18 protein-coding genes and 1 pseudogene are annotated in these 17,719 nt (G+C 71.3%); 11 read left to right on the top strand and 8 right to left on the bottom strand.

Translation table 11 applies throughout. The annotated features are described in order from the left end of the window. Window positions 1-26: 26 nt before the first annotated feature. Together C5708_RS09990 and C5708_RS09985 are read right to left on the bottom strand one after the other, a co-directional pair. A complete protein-coding gene (locus C5708_RS09990) occupies window positions 27-1,181 on the bottom strand; it encodes an epoxide hydrolase family protein (RefSeq protein ID WP_242920553.1) in 1,155 nt (384 codons plus the stop codon). Between the two features lie 51 nt (window positions 1,182-1,232). Then, window positions 1,233-1,847, bottom strand: a complete 615-nt coding sequence (locus C5708_RS09985) for a TetR/AcrR family transcriptional regulator (protein ID WP_242920551.1) — start codon at window positions 1,845-1,847, stop codon at window positions 1,233-1,235. Between the two features lie 104 nt (window positions 1,848-1,951). On the opposite strand from C5708_RS09985, the gene C5708_RS09980 reads away from it, so the two are divergent. Both C5708_RS09980 and C5708_RS09975 read left to right on the top strand, forming a co-directional pair. Further along, window positions 1,952-3,361: a carotenoid oxygenase family protein gene (locus tag C5708_RS09980; protein ID WP_242920550.1), complete on the top strand. Its 1,410-nt coding sequence runs from the start codon at window positions 1,952-1,954 to the stop codon at window positions 3,359-3,361. A gap of 17 nt (window positions 3,362-3,378) precedes the next feature. Then, window positions 3,379-3,837, top strand: a complete 459-nt coding sequence (locus C5708_RS09975) for a hypothetical protein (RefSeq protein ID WP_242920548.1) — start codon at window positions 3,379-3,381, stop codon at window positions 3,835-3,837. Here C5708_RS09975 and C5708_RS09970 read toward each other — a convergent pair. Beyond that, on the bottom strand, window positions 3,834-4,553 hold the full coding sequence (locus tag C5708_RS09970; protein ID WP_242920546.1) for a winged helix-turn-helix domain-containing protein: 720 nt from the start codon (window positions 4,551-4,553) through the stop codon (window positions 3,834-3,836). The genes C5708_RS09975 and C5708_RS09970 overlap by 4 nt on opposite strands. 100 nt (window positions 4,554-4,653) lie before the next feature. Here C5708_RS09970 and C5708_RS09965 point away from each other — a divergent pair, with 100 nt between their 5' ends. Continuing rightward, window positions 4,654-6,027 carry an MFS transporter gene (locus C5708_RS09965; RefSeq protein ID WP_242920544.1) on the top strand — a complete coding sequence of 458 codons (1,374 nt, stop codon included), beginning with the start codon at window positions 4,654-4,656 and terminating at the stop codon, window positions 6,025-6,027. An 89-nt stretch (window positions 6,028-6,116) separates the two neighbouring features. Here the strand turns inward: C5708_RS09965 and secA are convergent, their stop codons facing one another. Beyond that, complete coding sequence (gene secA, locus C5708_RS09960) at window positions 6,117-8,885, bottom strand: preprotein translocase subunit SecA (protein WP_242920542.1); 2,769 nt, start codon at window positions 8,883-8,885, stop codon at window positions 6,117-6,119. Window positions 8,886-9,074: 189 nt separating this feature from the next. Here secA and C5708_RS09955 point away from each other — a divergent pair, with 189 nt between their 5' ends. From C5708_RS09955 to C5708_RS19440, 4 genes and pseudogenes are all read left to right on the top strand, one after another. Next, window positions 9,075-10,070 carry a peptidylprolyl isomerase gene (locus C5708_RS09955; protein WP_242920540.1) on the top strand — a complete coding sequence of 332 codons (996 nt, stop codon included), beginning with the start codon at window positions 9,075-9,077 and terminating at the stop codon, window positions 10,068-10,070. A gap of 23 nt (window positions 10,071-10,093) precedes the next feature. Beyond that, window positions 10,094-11,341, top strand: a pseudogene (gene argJ, locus C5708_RS09950) (bifunctional glutamate N-acetyltransferase/amino-acid acetyltransferase ArgJ); the annotation flags it as partial. A gap of 5 nt (window positions 11,342-11,346) precedes the next feature. Then, window positions 11,347-11,757 (top strand): 8-oxo-dGTP diphosphatase MutT, encoded by a 411-nt coding sequence (gene mutT / locus C5708_RS09945; RefSeq protein WP_242921089.1) that lies wholly within the window; start codon window positions 11,347-11,349, stop codon window positions 11,755-11,757. Continuing rightward, the gene (locus C5708_RS19440) at window positions 11,673-11,933 is read left to right on the top strand and encodes a Flp family type IVb pilin (RefSeq protein WP_278253871.1); all 261 of its coding nucleotides are present in this window, start codon (window positions 11,673-11,675) and stop codon (window positions 11,931-11,933) included. Before mutT ends, C5708_RS19440 begins: the two co-directional genes overlap by 85 nt. Here the strand turns inward: C5708_RS19440 and C5708_RS09935 are convergent. Beyond that, entirely contained in the window at window positions 11,930-12,820 is an 891-nt protein-coding gene (locus C5708_RS09935) for a methyltransferase domain-containing protein (RefSeq protein WP_242920536.1), read from the bottom strand. The genes C5708_RS19440 and C5708_RS09935 overlap by 4 nt on opposite strands. Between C5708_RS09935 and C5708_RS09930 the strand changes: the two genes are divergently transcribed. The 4 genes from C5708_RS09930 (at window position 12,819) to C5708_RS09915 (ending at window position 15,233) form a co-directional block, all read left to right on the top strand. Next, a complete protein-coding gene (locus C5708_RS09930) occupies window positions 12,819-13,601 on the top strand; it encodes a ComF family protein (RefSeq protein ID WP_242920534.1) in 783 nt (260 codons plus the stop codon). The two genes, C5708_RS09935 and C5708_RS09930, sit on opposite strands and share 2 nt — an antisense overlap. A gap of 34 nt (window positions 13,602-13,635) precedes the next feature. After that, window positions 13,636-13,890, top strand: coding sequence for a glutaredoxin 3 (gene grxC, locus C5708_RS09925; protein WP_242920532.1), 255 nt, complete (start codon window positions 13,636-13,638; stop codon window positions 13,888-13,890). A 72-nt stretch (window positions 13,891-13,962) separates the two neighbouring features. Beyond that, the gene (locus tag C5708_RS09920; RefSeq protein ID WP_242920530.1) at window positions 13,963-14,799 is read left to right on the top strand and encodes a carbon-nitrogen hydrolase family protein; all 837 of its coding nucleotides are present in this window, start codon (window positions 13,963-13,965) and stop codon (window positions 14,797-14,799) included. Next, complete coding sequence (locus C5708_RS09915) at window positions 14,796-15,233, top strand: DUF1178 family protein (protein WP_242920528.1); 438 nt, start codon at window positions 14,796-14,798, stop codon at window positions 15,231-15,233. Before C5708_RS09920 ends, C5708_RS09915 begins: the two co-directional genes overlap by 4 nt. Here the strand turns inward: C5708_RS09915 and C5708_RS09910 are convergent. From C5708_RS09910 to C5708_RS09900, 3 genes are all read right to left on the bottom strand, one after another. Next, complete coding sequence (locus tag C5708_RS09910) at window positions 15,230-16,093, bottom strand: SDR family NAD(P)-dependent oxidoreductase (protein ID WP_242920526.1); 864 nt, start codon at window positions 16,091-16,093, stop codon at window positions 15,230-15,232. The two genes, C5708_RS09915 and C5708_RS09910, sit on opposite strands and share 4 nt — an antisense overlap. A gap of 76 nt (window positions 16,094-16,169) precedes the next feature. Beyond that, window positions 16,170-16,412, bottom strand: a complete 243-nt coding sequence (locus C5708_RS09905) for a hypothetical protein (RefSeq protein ID WP_242920524.1) — start codon at window positions 16,410-16,412, stop codon at window positions 16,170-16,172. A 90-nt stretch (window positions 16,413-16,502) separates the two neighbouring features. Then, complete coding sequence (locus C5708_RS09900) at window positions 16,503-17,615, bottom strand: serine hydrolase domain-containing protein (protein WP_242920522.1); 1,113 nt, start codon at window positions 17,613-17,615, stop codon at window positions 16,503-16,505. Window positions 17,616-17,719 lie beyond the last annotated feature (104 nt).

Genomic DNA, 17,719 nt, shown 5'->3' with positions numbered 1-17,719 from the left:
TGGCGAAAGCCCTTCCGCCGCGCCGCCTAGCCGACCTCGCGGCCCCAGGCCAGAATCTCCTCGGCGAAGAGGTCCGGCGCCTCCATCGCCGCGAAATGGCCGCCGCGCGGCATGTCGGTCCAGCGGACGATGTTGTAGGCCCGGTCGGCCCAGCTGCGCGGCGGCGGCTGGTACAACGGCTCGCCGGGGAAGTTGGCGAAGGCGGTCGGGGTTTCGCAGCGCTGGCCCTCGGCCAGGGTCGCGCCGCCCTCCTCGATCAGGCCGCGATAGTACCAGGCGCCGGTCGCGAACGATCCGCTCATCACATAGATCATGACGCTGGTGATCAGCTGGTCCATTTCATAGACGCCGATCAGCGGCCGCTCGCGCAGGTCGGACCAGTCGTGGAAACGCTCGACGATCCAGGCCGCCTGGCCGACCGGGTTGCCGGCGCCCAGCCAGGCCAGCGACTGCGGCTTGGAGGCCTGCAGGCGGAAATAGGCGCCGAGCTGCTCCATCATCGCGCCGAAGCGGGTGATCCAGGCGATCTCGGCCTCGGTGCGCGGCGGGCCGGCGGGGCGCAGTCCGATCATGTTCAGGTGGATGGCGCGCACATGGTCGGCGTGGTCGATCCCCAGCCACGAAGTGACCAGCGCCCCCCAGTCGCCGCCCTGGGCCAGGTAGCGGTCGTAGCCGAGCGTCTCGGTCATCAGCTTGCCGAACAGCCGCGCCGTCAGCCTCTGGCCGACCGGCCGGGCGGGCTTCGACGAGAAGCCGAAGCCGGGCAGGGACGGGATGACCAGATCGAAGGCGTCTTCGGCCCGGCCGCCGAAGCGCGAGGGAAAGGCCAGCCGCTCGATCACGCCCCAGAACTCGTAATGCGAACCTGGCCAGCCGTGCGACAGCAGCAGCGGCCGGCGGCCCTGCGCCTCGCCGACCACGTGCAGGAAATGGATGTCGAAGTCCTCGATCCTCGCGCGGTGCTGCGGGTGGCGATTGAGGTCGGCCTGGGCGGCGCGCCAGTCGTAGCCGTCGGTCCAGCGCGCGCACAGCGAGCGCAGGAAGCCGCCGTCGCAGCCGTAGCCCCAGCCGTCCTCGACCGCCGGCGCGGGCGGCCACGGATAGGCGCGGACCAGATCGAGCACGCGGTCGACCTCGGCCTTTGGCCAATCGACCTCGAACGGCGTCGGCGCGTCGGTCATCACGATCCTCCCGGGTCTTCGGCCAAGGTGGCGAGGCTTACGCGGCGGCGGTCAAGGCCTGTCGGGCGAGAACAGGCCGAGCCCGCGGCCGACGGCGCTCATCAGCGCGTGCCGGAACCGGTCGGGGTCGATGGCGGGATCGAGCTTGCCGGTGAGCTGCAGAACGATGGCGCCATGCAGCGACGCCCACAGGATGTGGGCGCACAGCACCGGGTCGCCCTTGAGCACGCCGGCCTCGATCAGGGCCTCGACGTGGCGGGTCAGGGTGGCGCGGGCGCGGGCGGAGGCGCGGACCAGCTCGGGATAGTCGTTCTCGTTGGGCTGGGTCAGGTCGAACATCAGGCGATAGGCCTGGGGGTTGTCGAAGGCGAAGCGGGCGTAGGCCTCGCCCACGGCGGCGGCCTTGTCGCGCAGGTCGTCGGCGGCGTCGTAGGCGGCCTCCAGCGCGGCGGCGAAACGCTCGAAGCCGTTGGCGCGCACCGCCGCCAGGATGTCGTCCTTGTCGCGGAAGTACCGGTAGGGGGTCATGGGGCTGACGCCCAGCTCGGCGGCCAGCTGGCGCATGGTCACCGCGTCGGGGCCGTGCTCGGCGAAAAGACGCTGGGCGGTCTCGCACAGGCGGTCGCGGAAGTCCGCGACGTCGTTGTCGGACAGCGTTCTGGGCACCGTCTCCTCCGATTCGAACAACCACCTTGCCCGAATTTATATTTTACGACATAAATTTACGAAGTACATTTTTGTGCCTTCCGCTCGAAGCCAGGAGACCCGCCATGGACGCCAAGGTCGCGATCGACGTCGAGGACAGCCCCTATCTGCGCGGCAATTTCGCGCCGATCCGCAGCGAGGACGATTTCGTCGACCTGCCGGTCCGGGGCGAGCTGCCGGCGGGGCTGGCCGGCGTGCTCTACCGCAACGGCCCCAATCCGCAGTTCGCGCCCAGGGACGGCGGCTATCACTGGTTCGTCGGCGACGGCATGATGCACGCCTTCCATGTGGAGGACGGCCGCGTCCGTTATCGCAACCGCTACGCCCGCACGCCGAAATGGACCGCCGAGCACGCCGCCGGCCGCGCCCTGTTCGGCAGCTGGGGCGACCCGCGCAGCAGCGACCCGTCGGTGATCGGCCTCGACGGCGGCGTGGCCAACACCAACGTCCTCTGGCACGGCGGCCGCCTGCTGGCGCTGGAGGAGGCCCACGCGCCGTTCGAAATGGACCCCGACAGCCTGGAATCGCGCGGCTATCGCGACGCGTTCGGCGGCCGGGTCACCGCCCACCCCAAGATCGATCCCGAGACCGGCGAAATGGTCTTCTTCGCCTATGCGGTCGGCGAGGTTCCGCTGTCCTCGACGATCAGCTACGGCGTGGCCGACGCCGCCGGCCGCCTGGTCCGCCGCCAGGACTTCGAGGCGCCCTACTGTTCGATGATCCACGACTTCATGGTCACCCGCGACCATGTGCTGTTCCCGGTCCTGCCGCTGACCGGCAGCCTGGAGCGGGCCATGCGCGGCGGCCCGCCCTTCGCCTGGGAGCCGGGCAAGGGCGCCTTCGTCGGCGTCATGCGCCGCGACGCCGACGTCTCGACCATCCGCTGGTTCGAGACCGAGGCCTGCTACGTCTTCCATGTCCTCAACGCCTGGGACGACGGCGACCGCATCGTCGCCGACGTCATGCAATACGACCGCGCGCCATTGTTCCCCAACGCCGACGGCGGCGCCGGCGCCCCGTCCTGGGCGCGCCTGACGCGGTGGACCTTCGACCTGTCCGGCGCTTCCGACGTCATCCGCAGCGAGCCTCTCGACGACCTCGCCGGGGAGTTCCCCCGCATCGACGAGCGCCGCGCCGGCCTCGCCAACCGCCACGGCTGGTTCGCCGCCCAGCGGCGGCGGCCCGGCGACGTGCGCGCCGACGCCCTGGTCCACATCGACTTCGCCACCGGGCGGCGAAGCGTCGCCGGCTTCGACGGCGGCGACTGCGTCTCCGAGCCGGTGTTCGCCCCCCGGTCGGCCGACGCGGCCGAGGGCGACGGCTGGATCACCGCCGTGGTCTGGCGGGCCGCCGAGAACCGCAGCGACTTCGTGGTCTACGAGGCCCAGGACATCTCGGCCGGCCCGGTCGCGGTGGTCGAGCTGCCGCGCCGGACGCCGTTCGGCTTCCACGGCGCCTGGCGGCCGTCGGCCTGAACGCGGCGGCGCGGGCGATGCTGTTCTTCGCGATGATGGCCGTGGTCGCCGCCGTCGCGGCGGCGGCTGGCCTGCTGCTGGGCCACGGCCTCGACGTGCGGGCGGCGATGGTCTGGGGCATGAGCCTGCCGCTGCTGTTCTTCGGCGTCGACCATCTGGTCAAGCCGGGGCGCTACCTGCCGATGATGCCGGACGTCGTGCCGCGCCCGCGCGAGGTGGTGCTGTTCACCGGCCTTTGCGAGATCGCCGGCGGGATCGGCCTGCTGGCGCCGGCCGCCCGGCTGGCGGCGGGCTGGGCCCTGGCGGTCTATTTCGTCTGCGTCTTCCCGGCCAACCTCAAGAACGCCCTTCAGGGGCTCAGCGTCGACGGGCTGCCGTCCAACCGCGCCTACTACTGGGCGCGGCTGCCGTTCCAGCCGGTGGCGATCGCCTGGGCGCTCTACGCCTCGGGCGCGCTCTGGCCCGCCGCGTCCTAGGCGGCGACGGCGAGCCCGGCGCCGGCCGGGTCCAGGCCGAGGGCGCGCAGTCCCTCGGCGCCGGCGGCGGTCAGCCGCACCGCCCGGCCGCCGCCGCGCGCCGGCTCGATCCAGCCCAAGGCGACCATGCGGGCGAACAGGGCGACCCCCAGCGGGCCGGCCAGATGGTGCCGGCGCTCGGTCCAGTCGAGGCAGCGCCGCGCCAGTCCGGGGCGTGGGCGAAGGGCGGCGGCGTCGAGGCCGAACTCGGCGAAGCGCCGTCGGCCCGCCTCGGTGAGCGTGAAATGTCTGGGGTCGTCGGCGGCTTCGGGCTGGGCGATCAGCCCGCCGGCCTCCAGCGCCTCGGTCAGGGCCACGCCCAGCCGCCCGGCCAGATGGCCATAGCAGCTGCGGGCCTGGCGCAGGGCGCGGGCCTTGGGCGAGCGCGGCTCGTCCAGCGACCGGATCGGCGGGGCGAGGCAGGCCAGGGCCTCGACGGCGTGGGCCACTTCCGGGCTCGCCAGCCGATAATAGCGATGGCGGCCGGCGGTCTCGACCTTCAGGAGGCCGCCCGCCGTCAGCTTGGCCAGGTGATTGCTGGCCGCCTGGGCCGAGACGTTGGCCGCCCAGGCCAGGGCGCCGGCCGGCTGGGCGCGGCCGTCGAGCAGGGCCGAAAGCATCGCCGCCCGGGTGGGGTCGGCGATCAGGGCGGCGGGGGCGGCGATATTGGCTTCCATGGCGCGGACTCCGGATTATGGCGATCCTAACCCGGTTCGAGGTCGGGACGGTTCATCGGTTCGTGAAGCATCCGGCGGCGGCGGCGGCCAGACTGCCGGCATGACCGCCGTCGCCCTTCGCCGTCCCGCGCCCCTCGCTCTCGTCGTCGCCGCCGCCAGCTTCGGCTTCGTGGTGGTTCAGCTAGACGTCACCATCGTCAACGTCGCCCTGGTGCGCATCGGCGCCGAGTTCGGCGGCGGCGTCGCCGGGCTGCAATGGGTGGTCGACGGCTACACCCTGCTGTTCGCCGCCCTGCTGCTCACCGCCGGGGCGTTGGGCGACCGGTTCGGGCCCAAGCGGGCCTTTCTGGCCGGGTTCGGCCTGTTCGCCGCCGCTTCGGCGGCGTGCGGGCTGGCGAACGGCGTCGTCGCCCTGGTCGCCGCGCGCGCCGTGCAGGGGGCCGCCGCCGCGTTCCTGGTGCCGCCGTCCCTGGCCCTGCTGGCCCACGCCTGTGGCGACGATCCTCGCCGCCGGGCCAAGGCCGTCGGGGTCTGGACCGCCGCCGGCGGCGTGTCGATCGCCGCCGGACCGGTGATCGGCGGCCTGCTGATCGGCTGGCTGGGCTGGCGCAGCATCTTCCTGGTCAATCTGCCGGTCTGCGCCCTAGGCGCGGCCCTGACCTGGGCGTTCGCGCCGGAGGCGCCGGGCCGGACCGACGCGCCCCGGCTGGACGTCGCCGGCGCCGTCCTGGCGACGGTCGCCCTGCTCGGCCTGACCGGCGCGGTCATCGAGGGCGGCGGGGCGGGCTGGGGCCGGCCGCTGGTCTGGGCCCTGGCCGCCGGCGGCGGGCTCGCCGGGGCGGCGTTCGTGATGGTCCAGGCCCGCGGCCGCCATCCCATGCTGCCGTTGGAGGTGTTCCGCCGGCCGACCTTCAGCGCCGCGACGGCGGTGGGGATCGCGGTCAATTTCTCCTATTACGGCATGATCTTCGTGCTCGGCCTCTACCTGCAGCGCGTGCTCGGCCGTTCGGCCACCGAGGCGGGCCTGGCCTTCCTGCCCCTGACCGCGACCTTCATCGTCTCGAACCTGATCAGCGGCTGGGCGGTGGGCCGGTTCGGGCCGCGCCGGGTGATCGCCGTGGGCGGGCTGATCGGCGCGGTCGGCTACGCCCTGCTGACCCGGCTGGACGCGTCCAGCGGCCTTGCGGACATGCTGCCGGGCTTCGCGCTGATTCCGGGCGGCATGGGCCTGGCGGTGCCGGCCATGACCACGGCGTTGCTGTCCAGCGTCGAACGGGCCCGTGCGGGCGTGGCCTCGGGCGTGCTGAACACCGCGCGGCAGGCGGCGGGCGCGGTCGGGGTGGCGTTGTTCGGAGGGCTGGTCGCCGGCGACGCGTCGGCGGTGGTCCCCGGGCTGCACGCGGCCGCCTGGATCGCGGCCGGGCTGCTGGTCCTGGCGGCGGCGATCGGAGGGCTGGGCGTGCGCGGGCGCTGACGCGCCCGCCGCCCAGATCGACCCCGGGGGCGGATAGAAGGAAGAAAGGGCGGACGCCCTGCGACGTCCGCCCTTGGAACGGTCGGAGCCTAGACCAGGGCCCCGTGGCAGTGCTTGAACTTCTTGCCCGAGCCGCAGGGGCAGGGGGCGTTGCGGCTGGTGCGCTCCCAGCCCGCCGGCAGGGCGGTGACCGGCAGGGCTTCGCGCTGTTCGGCCGACAGGCCGTCGGGGATGGCGCCGCCGCCGGCCTCGTTCTCGCCGGTCAGCGGGTTCATGTGCACCTCGACCAGGCCGCCGTGCGGCTGCGGCAGGGGCTCGGGCTCCTGGAACTGGAACTCGACGGTCATCAGCCAGCGGGTGGTGTTCTGGCGCAGGTCGGCCAGCAGCTTCTCGAACAGCGAGAAGGCCTCGGTCTTGTATTCGTTCAGCGGGTCGCGCTGGCCATAGCCGCGCAGGCCGATGACGTTGCGCAGGTGGTCCAGGTGCATCAGGTGCTCGCGCCACTGCAGGTCGATCATCTGCAGCAGGAAGTTCTTCTCGACCTGGCGGGTCTGTTCCGGCCCGAGAATCCCCTCGCGCTCGGTCGCCCGGGCCTCGGCGGCGGTCTGGACGCGGCGCTGGATCTCCTCGTTGGCGATGCCGTCCTCGGAGGCCCATTCACGGATCGGCAGCTGCAGGCCGAGGATCGACTCGATCCGTTCGGCCAGGCCGTCGACGTCCCACTGCTCGGCGTAGGCCTTGGGCGGCAGGTGCCGCTCGACCAGGTCGGCGATGGTGTCGGTGCGCATCTCGGCGACGATCTCGGACAGATCGGTCGCCTCCATGAACTCCTGGCGTTGCTCGAACACCGCCTTGCGCTGGTCGTTCACGACGTCGTCGTACTTGAGCAGGTTCTTGCGGATCTCGTAGTTGCGCTGCTCGACGCGGGTCTGGGCCTTGGCGATGGCGGCGTTCAGCCACTTGTGGGTGATCGCCTCGTCTTCCTGGACGCCGAAGGTGCGCATGATCGCGTCCAGCCGTTCGCCGGCGAAGATGCGCAGCAGGTCGTCCTCGCACGACAGGAAGAACTTCGAGCGGCCCGGGTCGCCCTGGCGGCCGGTCCGGCCGCGCAGCTGGTTGTCGATGCGGCGGCTTTCGTGCCGCTCGGTGCCCAGGACGTAGAGGCCGCCGGCCTCCAGCGCCTTGACCTTGAGGTCCTTGATCTCTTCCTCGACCTCGTGCTGGTGGGCGAGGGCCATCTCCGGCGTCACCTCGACGCCCAGCGCGCGCTGCTCCTGCCGCCACTTGGCCGTCTTCATCTCGACGTTCCCGCCGAGCTGGATGTCGGTGCCGCGGCCGGCCATGTTGGTGGCGATGGTCACCGAGCCCGGCACGCCGGCGTCGGCGACGATGCCGGCTTCCTGTTCGTGATAGCGGGCGTTCAGCACCTGGTGCGGGATGCCCTTGCGCTTCTTGCCATCGACCTCGAAGACGTGGGCCTTGAGGATGTCGGACAGCTCTTCGGACTTCTCGATCGAGACGGTGCCGACCAGGATCGGCTGGCCGCGCACGAAGCAGTCCTCGATCTGCTTGACGATGGCGCGGTTCTTCTCGGCCTCGGTGCGATAGACCTCGTCGTCCTCGTCGACGCGCTGGATCGTCCGGTTGGTCGGGATTTCGGCGACGTCCATCTTGTAGATGTCGAGGAACTCCTGCGCCTCGGTCGCGGCCGTGCCGGTCATGCCCGACAGCTTCTTGTAGAGGCGGAAGTAGTTCTGGATGGTCACCGAGGCCAGGGTCTGGTTCTCAGGCTGGATCTCGGCGCCTTCCTTGGCCTCGATGGCCTGGTGCAGGCCTTCCGACAGGCGCCGGCCGGTCATCATGCGGCCGGTGAACTCGTCGATCAGGATCACCTCGCCGGCCTTGACGATATAGTCCTTGTCGCGCGTGTAGAGCACGTTGGCGCGCAGGGCCTGGTTGACGTGGTGCACCACCGAGACGTTGGCCGGGTCCCACAGGCCCGCCGAGTCCTCGACCAGATGGCCGCCGGCCTCCAGGATCTCCTCGACCTTTTCGGTGCCGTACTCGGTCAGGATGACCTGACGCTGCTTCTCGTCGTGATCGTAGGTCGCCTTGTCCTGGATCAGCTCTTTGATCAGGAGGTCGATGATCCGATAGAATTCCGAGCGGTCCTCGGTCGGACCCGAGATGATCAGGGGCGTGCGCGCCTCGTCGATCAGGATCGAGTCCACTTCGTCGACGATGACGAAGTTGTGGCCGCGCTGGACCATCTCGGCCGGGTTGTAGACCAGGTTGTCGCGCAGATAGTCGAAGCCGAACTCGTTGTTGGTGCCGTAGGTGATGTCCGAGCGATAGGCCGCTTGTCGCTCGCCCTGGCTGAGGCCGTTGACGATCACGCCGACCGAGAGGCCGAGGAAGCGATAGACCTGGCCCATCCAGTCGGCGTCGCGGCTGGCCAGATAGTCGTTGACGGTGATGACATGGACGCCCTTGCCTTCCAGGGCGTTCAGGTAGACGGGCGCGGTGCCGACCAGGGTCTTGCCCTCGCCGGTGCGCATTTCCGCGATGCCGCCCTGGTGCAGCACCATGCCGCCGACCAGCTGCACGTCGTAATGGCGTTGGCCCAGGGTGCGCTTGGCCGCCTCGCGCACGACGGCGAAGGCCTCGTTCAGCAGGTCGTCCAGCGTCTCGCCCTTGGCCAGGCGGTCCTTGAATTCCTGGGTCTTGGCGCGGAGCTCAGCGTCGCTGAGCGCCTGGACCTTGGGCTCCAGGGCGTTGATCTCGCCCACGCGGGCGCGCAACGCCTTGACCTTGCGTTCGTTGGGGGAGCCGAAAAACTTTTTGGCGAGGCCGAGCATGAAGGTCTTGGTTCCGGGTATTGAACATGAAGCCGGCGCAAAGGCTGGACGGCCTCGACGATCGGAGCGTTGGGGCGCGCTGAAGCCAGCCGAAAAACCGCTCGACTTGCACGCGCGCGAGACTTAAGCACCCCCTCAAGGCCTGTCAACGCGACGGGTTTTCCCCGTTTCCTTCGGAGTTTGTGCTGCATGGGCTCCATCAGGTCCAGCCATGCCCTATCCGGCGCCAAGCTCGCGCTGCTGGCGGCGCTCTGCGGCCTGGCGCTGGCGGCCTGCAACCAGCGCAAGCCCGAGCCCAAACCGCCCGAGGCCGGCGACGTCGCCGTGGCGACGGTCGGCGACCAGACCGTGTGGGCCTCGGACGTCAAGCGCGAGGCCGTCGCCCAGGGCATGATCAGCGAGGGCGAGCCGCTCGACGCCTCGTCGGACCTGTTCCGCCGGGTGCTGGACGAGGTGGTCGACCAGAGGCTGCTGGCCGCCGAGGCGGTGCGCCAGAAGATCGACGCCAACCCCGCCGCCCAACGCCGCCTGGCCGCCGCCCGCGAGCGCATCCTCGGCGACATGCTGGTCGAGAGCGTGGTCGACAAGGCGGTCAACGAGAACGCCATCCGCGGCCTGTACCAGGAACAGCAGAAGCTCTCGAAGCAGTCCGAGGAGTTCCACGCCCGCCAGATCCTGCTGGCCAACGAGGCCGACGCCCAGAACGTCAGGAAGCTGCTGCAGAGCGGCGCCTCGTTCGACGCCCTGGCCATGGAGCGTTCGATCGATTCGGCGACCCGGTTCAACGGCGGCGACCTCGGCTACTTCACCGCCGACGTCATGCCCGAGGGCTACGCCGCCGCCCTGAAGACGGCCAAGCCCGGCGAGATCGTCGGGCCGGTCAAGGTCGAGGGCGGCTTCGCCGTGCTCAAGATCGAGGACCGCCGGCTGGAGGCCCCGATCACCCTGGAGGCCGCCCGGCCGCAGATCGTCCGTTTCCTGACCTATGACGAGGTCCGCGACCTGCTGGAGAAGCTGCGCAAGCAAGCCAAGATTAACATGCTGGTCGGTCCGCCGCAGGATGTTCCGGGCGCGCCGCAGGAGCCGGCCTCGGCGCCGGCCCAGGCGCTCCGCCCGCCCGCCGCCGCGCCCGGGGTGCAGCCTCCCGCCGCCGCCAAACCCGCGCCGCCGCCTGCAAAGAAGTGACCATGAGTTCGCAAGCCCCCGTCGCCGGCAAGCCCGGTCTGCAGATTTCGCCCCTGGCCGTGCCGTTTCCCGCGCTCGCGCCCGTCGGCGGCGTCGAGATCGCCATCGGGCGCGCCGGATTCTACAAGCATGACCGGCCCGACGTTCTCCTGATGCGCTTCGCCGAGGGCGCGACCTGCGCCGGCGTCTTCACTCGCCATGGCGTCGGTTCGGCCCCCGTCGACTGGTGCAAGGAGACCCTGGCCCGGACCGGCGGCGACAGCGTGCGCGCCCTGGTGGTCAACGCCGGCTGCGCCAATTCCTTCACCGGCGCGGCCGGGGCCGCCGCCGCGGCGCGGGTGGCCGAAAGCGCGGCCGCCCAGCTCGGCTGCGCCCCGCACGAGGTGATGCTGGCCTCCACCGGCGTCATCGGCGTGGTGCTGGACGACGCCAAGATCACCGCCACGCTGCCGGGGATCGCCGAGAACCTGACCGCCGACGCCTGGCCGGCGGCCGGGCGGGCGATCATGACCACCGACACCTTTCCCAAGGGGGCGTTCGCCGCCGCCGAGATCGGCGGCGTCGAAGTGCGGATCGCCGGCGTCTGCAAGGGTTCGGGCATGATCGCGCCGAACATGGCGACCATGCTGGCCTTCGTCGCCACCGACGCCGCCATCGCGCCGGCGGCGCTGCAGGCCCTGGTCTCGAAGCACGTGCGGACCACCTTCAACGTCGTCACCGTCGACGGCGACCGGTCGACCAACGACACCTGCCTGCTGTTCGCCACCGGCCGGTCGGGCGCGCCGCGCATCGAGGCGGCCGACGACCCGCGCCTGGCGGATTTCAGCGACAAGCTGGCGGCGGTGATGCTCGATCTCGCCCACCAGTTGGTCCGCGACGGCGAGGGAGCGACCAAGTTCGTCAAGATCACCGTCAACCAGGCCGCCTCCGAGGACTCGGCGCTGAAGATCGCCCGCACCATCGCCGAGAGCCCGCTGGTCAAGACCGCCTTCGCCGGCGAGGACGCCAACTGGGGCCGCATCGTCATGGCCGTCGGCCGCGCCGACGAGCCCGTCGACCGCGACCGGATGAACGTGCGGTTCGGCCCGCTGGTCGCCGCGCAGGACGGCGCGGTGTCGGCGACCTATGACGAGGCCGCGATGAGCGCCTACATGAAGAACGCCGAGCTGGAGGTCAGCGTCGACGTCGGGGTCGGCCAGGCCAGCGCCACGGTGTGGACCTGCGACCTGACCAAGCGCTACGTCGAGATCAATGGGGACTACCGCTCCTGACCGAGATCGCCAGCCCCAAGCCGACCGTCCTCGTCGTCGCCGCCGCCCTGGTCGACGCCGACGGCCGCGTGTTGATCTGTCAGCGGCCGCCGGGCAAGCAGCTGGCCGGCCTGTGGGAGTTTCCCGGCGGCAAGGTCGAGCCCGGCGAGACCCCGGAAGACGCGCTGATCCGCGAACTGAAGGAAGAACTGGACATCGGCGTGTCGCACGCCTGCCTGGCGCCGTTCGTCTTCGCCAGCCACGGTTACGATTCGTTTCACCTGCTCATGCCACTCTATCTGTGCAGGCGCTGGAACGGCACGGTCCGGGCGCGCGAGCACGAGGCGATCGCATGGGTGAGACCGAACCAGCTTTCGGAGTATCCGATGCCGCCGGCCGATGCGCCCCTGGTGGCCTGGCTGCGCGACTTCATCTGAGCGTAGCGGCGTTTCTGCGTGATGAGCGGGGCGCGACGGCGGTGGAATACGGCATGATCATCGCCTGCACTTGCCTGGTGGTCCTGGTGACGCTGGGTCTGTTCTCCGGCAGCGCCAAGACGATGTTCGAAAACATCGCGGCCACGTTCAACACGGCGTCCTCGACCGCTTCCTAGCGTTCCTTGGGCTTGAGCGCCTCGGCCAGGGACACCTTCGCCGAGCCGGGCTTCAACGGCTTTTGCTGGCTGTCGTGCGGCGACCAGCCGGTGAGCGTCAGGATGTCGAAAGTGGCGGGAACCTTGCCGTCGTCGCCGGCGAAGCGCGCCTGATAGATTTCGCACGCCCGCGCCAGCACCGGCCGCGACAGCGGGCCGGCCCGTTCGGCCAGGGCGCTGGTCTCGCCCATGGCCCGCAGGTCGGCGATCAGCCGCAGCGGATGCGAATAGCGCACGGTGACCCGGTCGAGGTCGGCCACCGGCAGGGCGAAGCCGGCGCGCTGCAACAGGCCGGCCGCGTCATAGGCGTCGGCGAAGGGGGCGACGCGCAGGCCCGCCCCGTCCGACAGCTCGGCCTCGGCCTCCATCAGGGCGCGGCGCAGCTCGGTCAGGGTCTCGCCGCCGAACACCGCGCCGATGAACAGGCCGTCGGGCTTCAGGGCGCGGCGAATCTGGATCATCGCGCCCGGCAGGTCGTTGGCCCAGTGCAGCGCCAGGGTCGAGACCACGAGGTCCAGGCTGGCCGGGGCGAAGGGCAGGCGTTCCTCGTCGAGTTGGACGCGCATCGCGCCCGGCCGGCCGGCCAGCATCGCCCCCGACAGGTCGGTCTCGATCACCGCGCCGATGCGGGCGCGGGCGTCGCTGTCGGCCAGGGCCCGCGCGAAGGCGCCGTTCCGCGCGCCAAGGTCGACGCATAGCGGGAACTCGCGCAGGATGGCCTCCAGGCGCTCGACGGCGTCGCCGGCCGCACGCGCTTTCAGGAAATCGGCGGCCGCGAAGCGGCTGGCCGCGCGGTCGAGGCGACGGCGGTGCAAGGTGCGGTCGAACAGGCGGGGCGGAGCGGTCATGGGGCTGCAACATGGCGACTGGAGCGCGGTCTGGAAACCGGGGCCTTACGCCAAAGCGGCGTTGCGGGGCGCGCTCGACCTGATTTTTCCGCCGATGCTGCTCGACGGGGGCGGCGTCGCGGCGTCGAGCGGCCTATCGGGCGAGGCCTGGTCGAGGATCAGCTTCCTCGACCGTCCCGTCTGCGACGGCTGCGGCGCGCCCTACGCCTACGACCTGGGGCCGGTGCGCTGCGCCGTGTGCCTGACCCGGCCGCGGGCCTTCGACCGCGCGCGGGCGAGTTGTCTCTACGACGACGCCTCGCGCGACCTGATCTTGCAGTTCAAGCACGGCGACCGCGCCGACCTCGCCCGGCTGTTCGCCGCCTGGATCGGCCGCGCCGCCTCGGACCTGCTGGCCGACGCCGACATGGTGACGCCCGTGCCGCTGCACTGGCGGCGGCTGCTGCGGCGCAAATACAATCAGGCGGCCGAGATCGCCCGGCCCCTGGCGCGTCGGGCCGGGGCGGCCTACCAGCCCGGCCTCCTGGTCCGCGCCCGCGCCGGCGAGAGCCAGGGCGGCAAGTCGGCGACGGGCCGCCGCCGCAACGTCGCCGGAGCGTTCGCCGTGCCCGAGCGGTGCAAGGCCAGGCTCGCCGGCGCCCGCGTTCTGCTGGTCGACGACGTGCTGACCACCGGCGCCACGGCCGAGGCCTGCGCCCGCGCGCTCAAGGCCGCCGGCGCGGCGGCGGTTGATCTTGCGGTGGTGGCTCGGGTTAAAGAGGTTGAAGCAACGACTATATGACTGCGTTCGCGGCCGCCTGACCTTCGGAGACCCCATGGCCCACGTCACCATCTACACGCGTGCGTTCTGCCCCTACTGCTCGCGCGCGCTCAATCTGCTCCAGGCCAAGGCCGCCGATTTCACCGAGATCGATGCGGGCATGGACCCGGCCATGCGCAAGGAGATGATGGAGCGTTCGGGCCGTTCGACCTTCCCGCAGATCTTCGTCGGCGAGCGCCATATCGGCGGCTGCGACGACATGATGGCGCTGGAGCAGGCCGGCGAGCTGGACACGTTGCTCGCCGCGTGACCAAACGCCGCTGTCCTCTTAAGTCGGCCGGCCCTCGGTCCCATGTCTGATTCCGGAAAGGAGCTTGCGCCGATGCGCAAGGTTCGTGCAGCCCTCGTCCAGACCCGCACTCCCGCCTCGCAGGCGGCTGCGCTGGCGCAGATCGAACCCCTGGTGCGCCAGGCGGCGGCCGACGGCGCCCAGTTCGTGCTGACGCCCGAGGGCAGCAACATCCTCCAGCGCGACCGGGCCCGGCTGTTCGCCGCCCTGCACGCGCCGCAGGACGACCCGGCCGTGCGCGGCCTCGCGGCCCTGGCGGCCGAGCTGGGGATCTGGCTGCTGATCGGGTCGGCCCTGGTGCGCCGCGCCGACGGCGGGGCGGCGAACCGCGCCATGCTGGTCTCGCCGGCCGGGGAGACGGTCGCGACCTACGACAAGATCCACATGTTCGACGTCGACCTGCCCACCGGCGAGCGCCATCGGGAATCGGAAGCCTATGCGCCGGGCGAGGCCGCCCGCCTGTTCGAGGCGCCCTTCGGCCGCCTGGGCTTCAGCATCTGCTACGACGTGCGCTTTCCCCATCTCTACCGCGACCTCGCCAAGGCGGGCGCCGAGATGCTGGCCGTCCCGGCCGCCTTCACCCGCCCCACCGGCGAGGCCCATTGGGAGGTCCTGCTGCGGGCCCGCGCCATCGAGACCGGGGCCTTCGTGTTGGCGCCGGCCCAGGGCGGCCAGCACGAGGACGGGCGCGGCACCTGGGGGCGGTCCCTGATCGTCAATCCGTGGGGCGAGGTGATCGCCCGGGCCGAAGACGACGAGCCGGGCGTGGTCGCCGCCGAACTCGACCTCGACGAGGTGGCCCGCGCCCGCGCCGCCATTCCCGCCCTGCGCAACGACAGGGTCTTCTCCTCTCCGGCGGCGGGCGCATGATCCGCTACGCCCTGGCCTGCGAGCACGACCACGCCTTCGAAGGCTGGTTCGGCTCGTCGGCGGACTACGACGACCAGGCCGGCCGGGGCCTTCTTGAATGCCCGGTCTGCGGCTCCAAGGCCGTGCGCAAGCAGATCATGGCCCCCGCCGTGACCGGAACCAAGGCTCGGCGCGGCGGCGACGTCGACATGGCCGCCCCGCAGCGTCAGGTGATGATGGAGGCGATGGGCAGGCTGCGGCGGCACGTCGAGGACAATTTCGACGACGTCGGCGACGCCTTCGCCAGCGAGGCCCGCGCCATCCACGAAGGCCGGTCGGAGGACCGCGGCATCTACGGCGAGGCGAGCCCGGCCGAGGTCCGCGACCTTTTGGCCGACGGCATCGGCGTCGCGCCCATGCCGCCCGCGCCGCCGAAGAAGACCGAGGTCAACTAGCCGGCGCCGCGCGCCTGCGGCGTCAGGCCCAGCCGGCGGCCGACGGCGCGGTCGAGGGTCCGCTTAGGCAGGATCTGCGTCAGCAGCACTTGGAAAGGATCGGGCGCGACGGTGTAGCGCACGCGGGGCTTGGCCGCCGTCAGCGCCTCCAGCACCGTCCGCCCGATGACGGCGGGCTTCAGCCCCTTGGCTCCGGCGCTGACCATGTAGTCGCGGATGCGGCCCAGCGCCGGCGCGAAGGCGGTGGCCTGATAGGGCGTGACGTCGACCTGCTCGGCCTTGTCCCAGATGGGGGTGGCCACCGCGCCCGGCGCGACCACCACCACGTCGACGCCGAAGATCAGCAGCTCGCGGCGGAGGCTCTCCGAGAACCCCTCCAGCCCGAACTTCGAAGCGTTGTACGGACCCAGGAACGGCATGGCGTTGCGCCCGCCGACCGACGAGATGTTGACGATCCGCCCCGGCGGCCCCTTGGCGTCCGGCCGGGCACCCGCCAGCGGGGCGAAGGCCTGGGTCACGACCATGACGCCGATCAGGTTGATCTCGATCTGCCGTCGGAACTCGGCGACCGGCAGGTGCAGCAGCGGCCCGGCCACCGCCACGCCGGCGTTGTTGACCAGCCCGCCCAGCGTCTCGCCGGCCAGGGCCTCGCGCGTCTGGTCGGCGGCCTTCGCGACGGCCGCCTCGTCGGTGACGTCGAAGATCAGCGGGGTGAAGCGGTCGCCGAAGGCCTGGGCCAGCCGGTCGGCGTCCTCGCGTCGGCGCACGCCGCCGAAGACGTGGAAGCCGCTGGCGGTCAGCGTCTCGACGCAGGCGTAGCCTATGCCCGTCGAGGCGCCCGTGACGACGACGCTTTTCATGGTCGTATCCTGAGAAGGGGCCGATGCTCGATCAATCTGAGCATCGTTCAGATATCTGTCAAGCTGTCGCGACGTCTCAGGGCTTGGTGGCGGCGGCGACCACGCCGACGCCGGTTCCGTCCTCGTTGATCAGGGTGACGTTGGTGAAGCCGGCCAGGGTCAGGCCGTTGCGGATGGCGTGCTCGACGCCATGGCCCAGGCCGCCGCCGCCGGTGACGATGGTCACCGCGCCCCCGCTCCTGAGGGTGTGGAAGGCGTTGGTGAACACGTGGGTCGCGCCCAGGAAGACCATGAACGGCGTCTTCTCGAACTTGACCATCTGGTAGTGCGCCGCCGGTCGCGGGCCGCATCCACGCGAGGGTTGTATCAGGCGGCGCGCCGGTCCGCCAGGCGACCGAACGCCGTTCGCTCAGCGCCCGCCGGGGCGGGCGGGCGGCGGGTCGGTCGCCGCCTGACGCCAGCCCTGGATCTGGTCGGCGGACGAGGCGTCGGCGATGGCCACGCCGTCGGCCACGCCCAGCAGGCGCCAGCGCAGCCGGTCGCGCACCGCGCCGGAATTGTCGAGCTCGGCCGGGGCCAGGCTCGACCACATCAGGATGATGGCGTCGCCGCGGGGGTTGAACTCGAAGTCGGTGGAGAAGCCGGCGGCGCGGCCGGTCTTGTCGGCGACCGGCAGGCCGCCCGCCGTCTTGGTGAAGAACCCGCAGGAGCCGTTGAGGCCGGGACCATAGGGCGCGACCAGCGCCTCCCAGCTGCGCGGGCTGAGCAGCCGCCGCTGGTCGAGACCGCGGTGCAGCTTCAAGAGGTCCGTCAGGCAGGACATGATCCGCCCGCCGGCGTCGTAGTGCGGGCCGGCCGGGTGGGCGAGGGGGGCTGGAACCAGACCCTGCGGCGTCTCGAAAAAGCCGGCGGTCTCGTTGGCGAGGCGCGGCTCGGCGCCGACCCGCGTGCGGGTCATGTCGAGCGGGTTGAACAGCCGCTCCTGCATGAACCGGGGATAGGGCAGGCCCGAGGCCGCCTCGATCAGCTTGCCGGCGACGACGTAGTTGAAGTTGTTGTACTCGATCCGCGTTCCCGGCTCGAACTGCAGGGGCTGCACGGCGGCGGCCGACAGGGCTTCGTGATAATCGTGCTGCATCAGCCGGTCGTGCGCCGGCACGCCGCTGGCGTGGCACAGGAACTGGCGCACGGTGATCGCCGCCCAGGCCGGCGGCAGTTCGGGCAGCCACCGCCGGGCCGGCGAATCCAGCTCCAGCTTGCGGTCGTCGACCAACATCAGCACGCCCATCGCCGTCATCGGCTTGGTGATCGAGGCCACGCAGAAGATGGTGTCGGCGTCGGGCGGGGCGGGGCTGTCGGGGCTGCGGCGGCCATAGGGCCGGATCAGCACGGTCTGGCCCGCCTTGACCACGCCCAGCATGGCGCATGGCGAGCGATGCTGGGCCAGCCACGGGTCGATGACCGCATCCGCCGCTTCGGCCAGCCCCGCCTGCGCGTGGGCCGCGCCCGCCAACATGCTCATCAGACCGCCTCCGGCCAGGACGCCCAGTCCGCGCCGCGTGAAACCCTCAGATTGACGCATTATCGAACCGGCGCAGCCTTTATCCAGCATCCAGAAGTCGTCGT

The sequence above is a fragment of the Caulobacter sp. CCUG 60055 genome, assembly GCF_022750545.1.
GTDB lineage: Bacteria > Pseudomonadota > Alphaproteobacteria > Caulobacterales > Caulobacteraceae > PUIC01.
The sequence above is the reverse complement of the archived record's forward strand: the minus strand, read 5'-3'. Positions and strand labels throughout refer to the sequence as shown.

Coding starts and splice junctions, on each gene's coding strand:
- C5708_RS09990 (WP_242920553.1), bottom strand. CDS start 1,181: ATGACCGACGCGCCGACGCCGTTCGAGGTCGATTGGCCAAAGGCCGAG.
- C5708_RS09980 (WP_242920550.1), top strand. CDS start 1,952: ATGGACGCCAAGGTCGCGATCGACGTCGAGGACAGCCCCTATCTGCGC.
- C5708_RS09975 (WP_242920548.1), top strand. CDS start 3,379: ATGCTGTTCTTCGCGATGATGGCCGTGGTCGCCGCCGTCGCGGCGGCG.
- C5708_RS09970 (WP_242920546.1), bottom strand. CDS start 4,553: ATGGAAGCCAATATCGCCGCCCCCGCCGCCCTGATCGCCGACCCCACC.
- C5708_RS09965 (WP_242920544.1), top strand. CDS start 4,654: ATGACCGCCGTCGCCCTTCGCCGTCCCGCGCCCCTCGCTCTCGTCGTC.
- secA (WP_242920542.1), bottom strand. CDS start 8,885: ATGCTCGGCCTCGCCAAAAAGTTTTTCGGCTCCCCCAACGAACGCAAG.
- C5708_RS09955 (WP_242920540.1), top strand. CDS start 9,075: ATGGGCTCCATCAGGTCCAGCCATGCCCTATCCGGCGCCAAGCTCGCG.
- C5708_RS19440 (WP_278253871.1), top strand. CDS start 11,673: ATGGGTGAGACCGAACCAGCTTTCGGAGTATCCGATGCCGCCGGCCGA.
- C5708_RS09930 (WP_242920534.1), top strand. CDS start 12,819: ATGGGGCTGCAACATGGCGACTGGAGCGCGGTCTGGAAACCGGGGCCT.
- C5708_RS09935 (WP_242920536.1), bottom strand. CDS start 12,820: ATGACCGCTCCGCCCCGCCTGTTCGACCGCACCTTGCACCGCCGTCGC.
- grxC (WP_242920532.1), top strand. CDS start 13,636: ATGGCCCACGTCACCATCTACACGCGTGCGTTCTGCCCCTACTGCTCG.
- C5708_RS09920 (WP_242920530.1), top strand. CDS start 13,963: ATGCGCAAGGTTCGTGCAGCCCTCGTCCAGACCCGCACTCCCGCCTCG.
- C5708_RS09915 (WP_242920528.1), top strand. CDS start 14,796: ATGATCCGCTACGCCCTGGCCTGCGAGCACGACCACGCCTTCGAAGGC.
- C5708_RS09910 (WP_242920526.1), bottom strand. CDS start 16,093: ATGAAAAGCGTCGTCGTCACGGGCGCCTCGACGGGCATAGGCTACGCC.
- C5708_RS09905 (WP_242920524.1), bottom strand. CDS start 16,412: ATGGTCAAGTTCGAGAAGACGCCGTTCATGGTCTTCCTGGGCGCGACC.
- C5708_RS09900 (WP_242920522.1), bottom strand. CDS start 17,615: ATGAGCATGTTGGCGGGCGCGGCCCACGCGCAGGCGGGGCTGGCCGAA.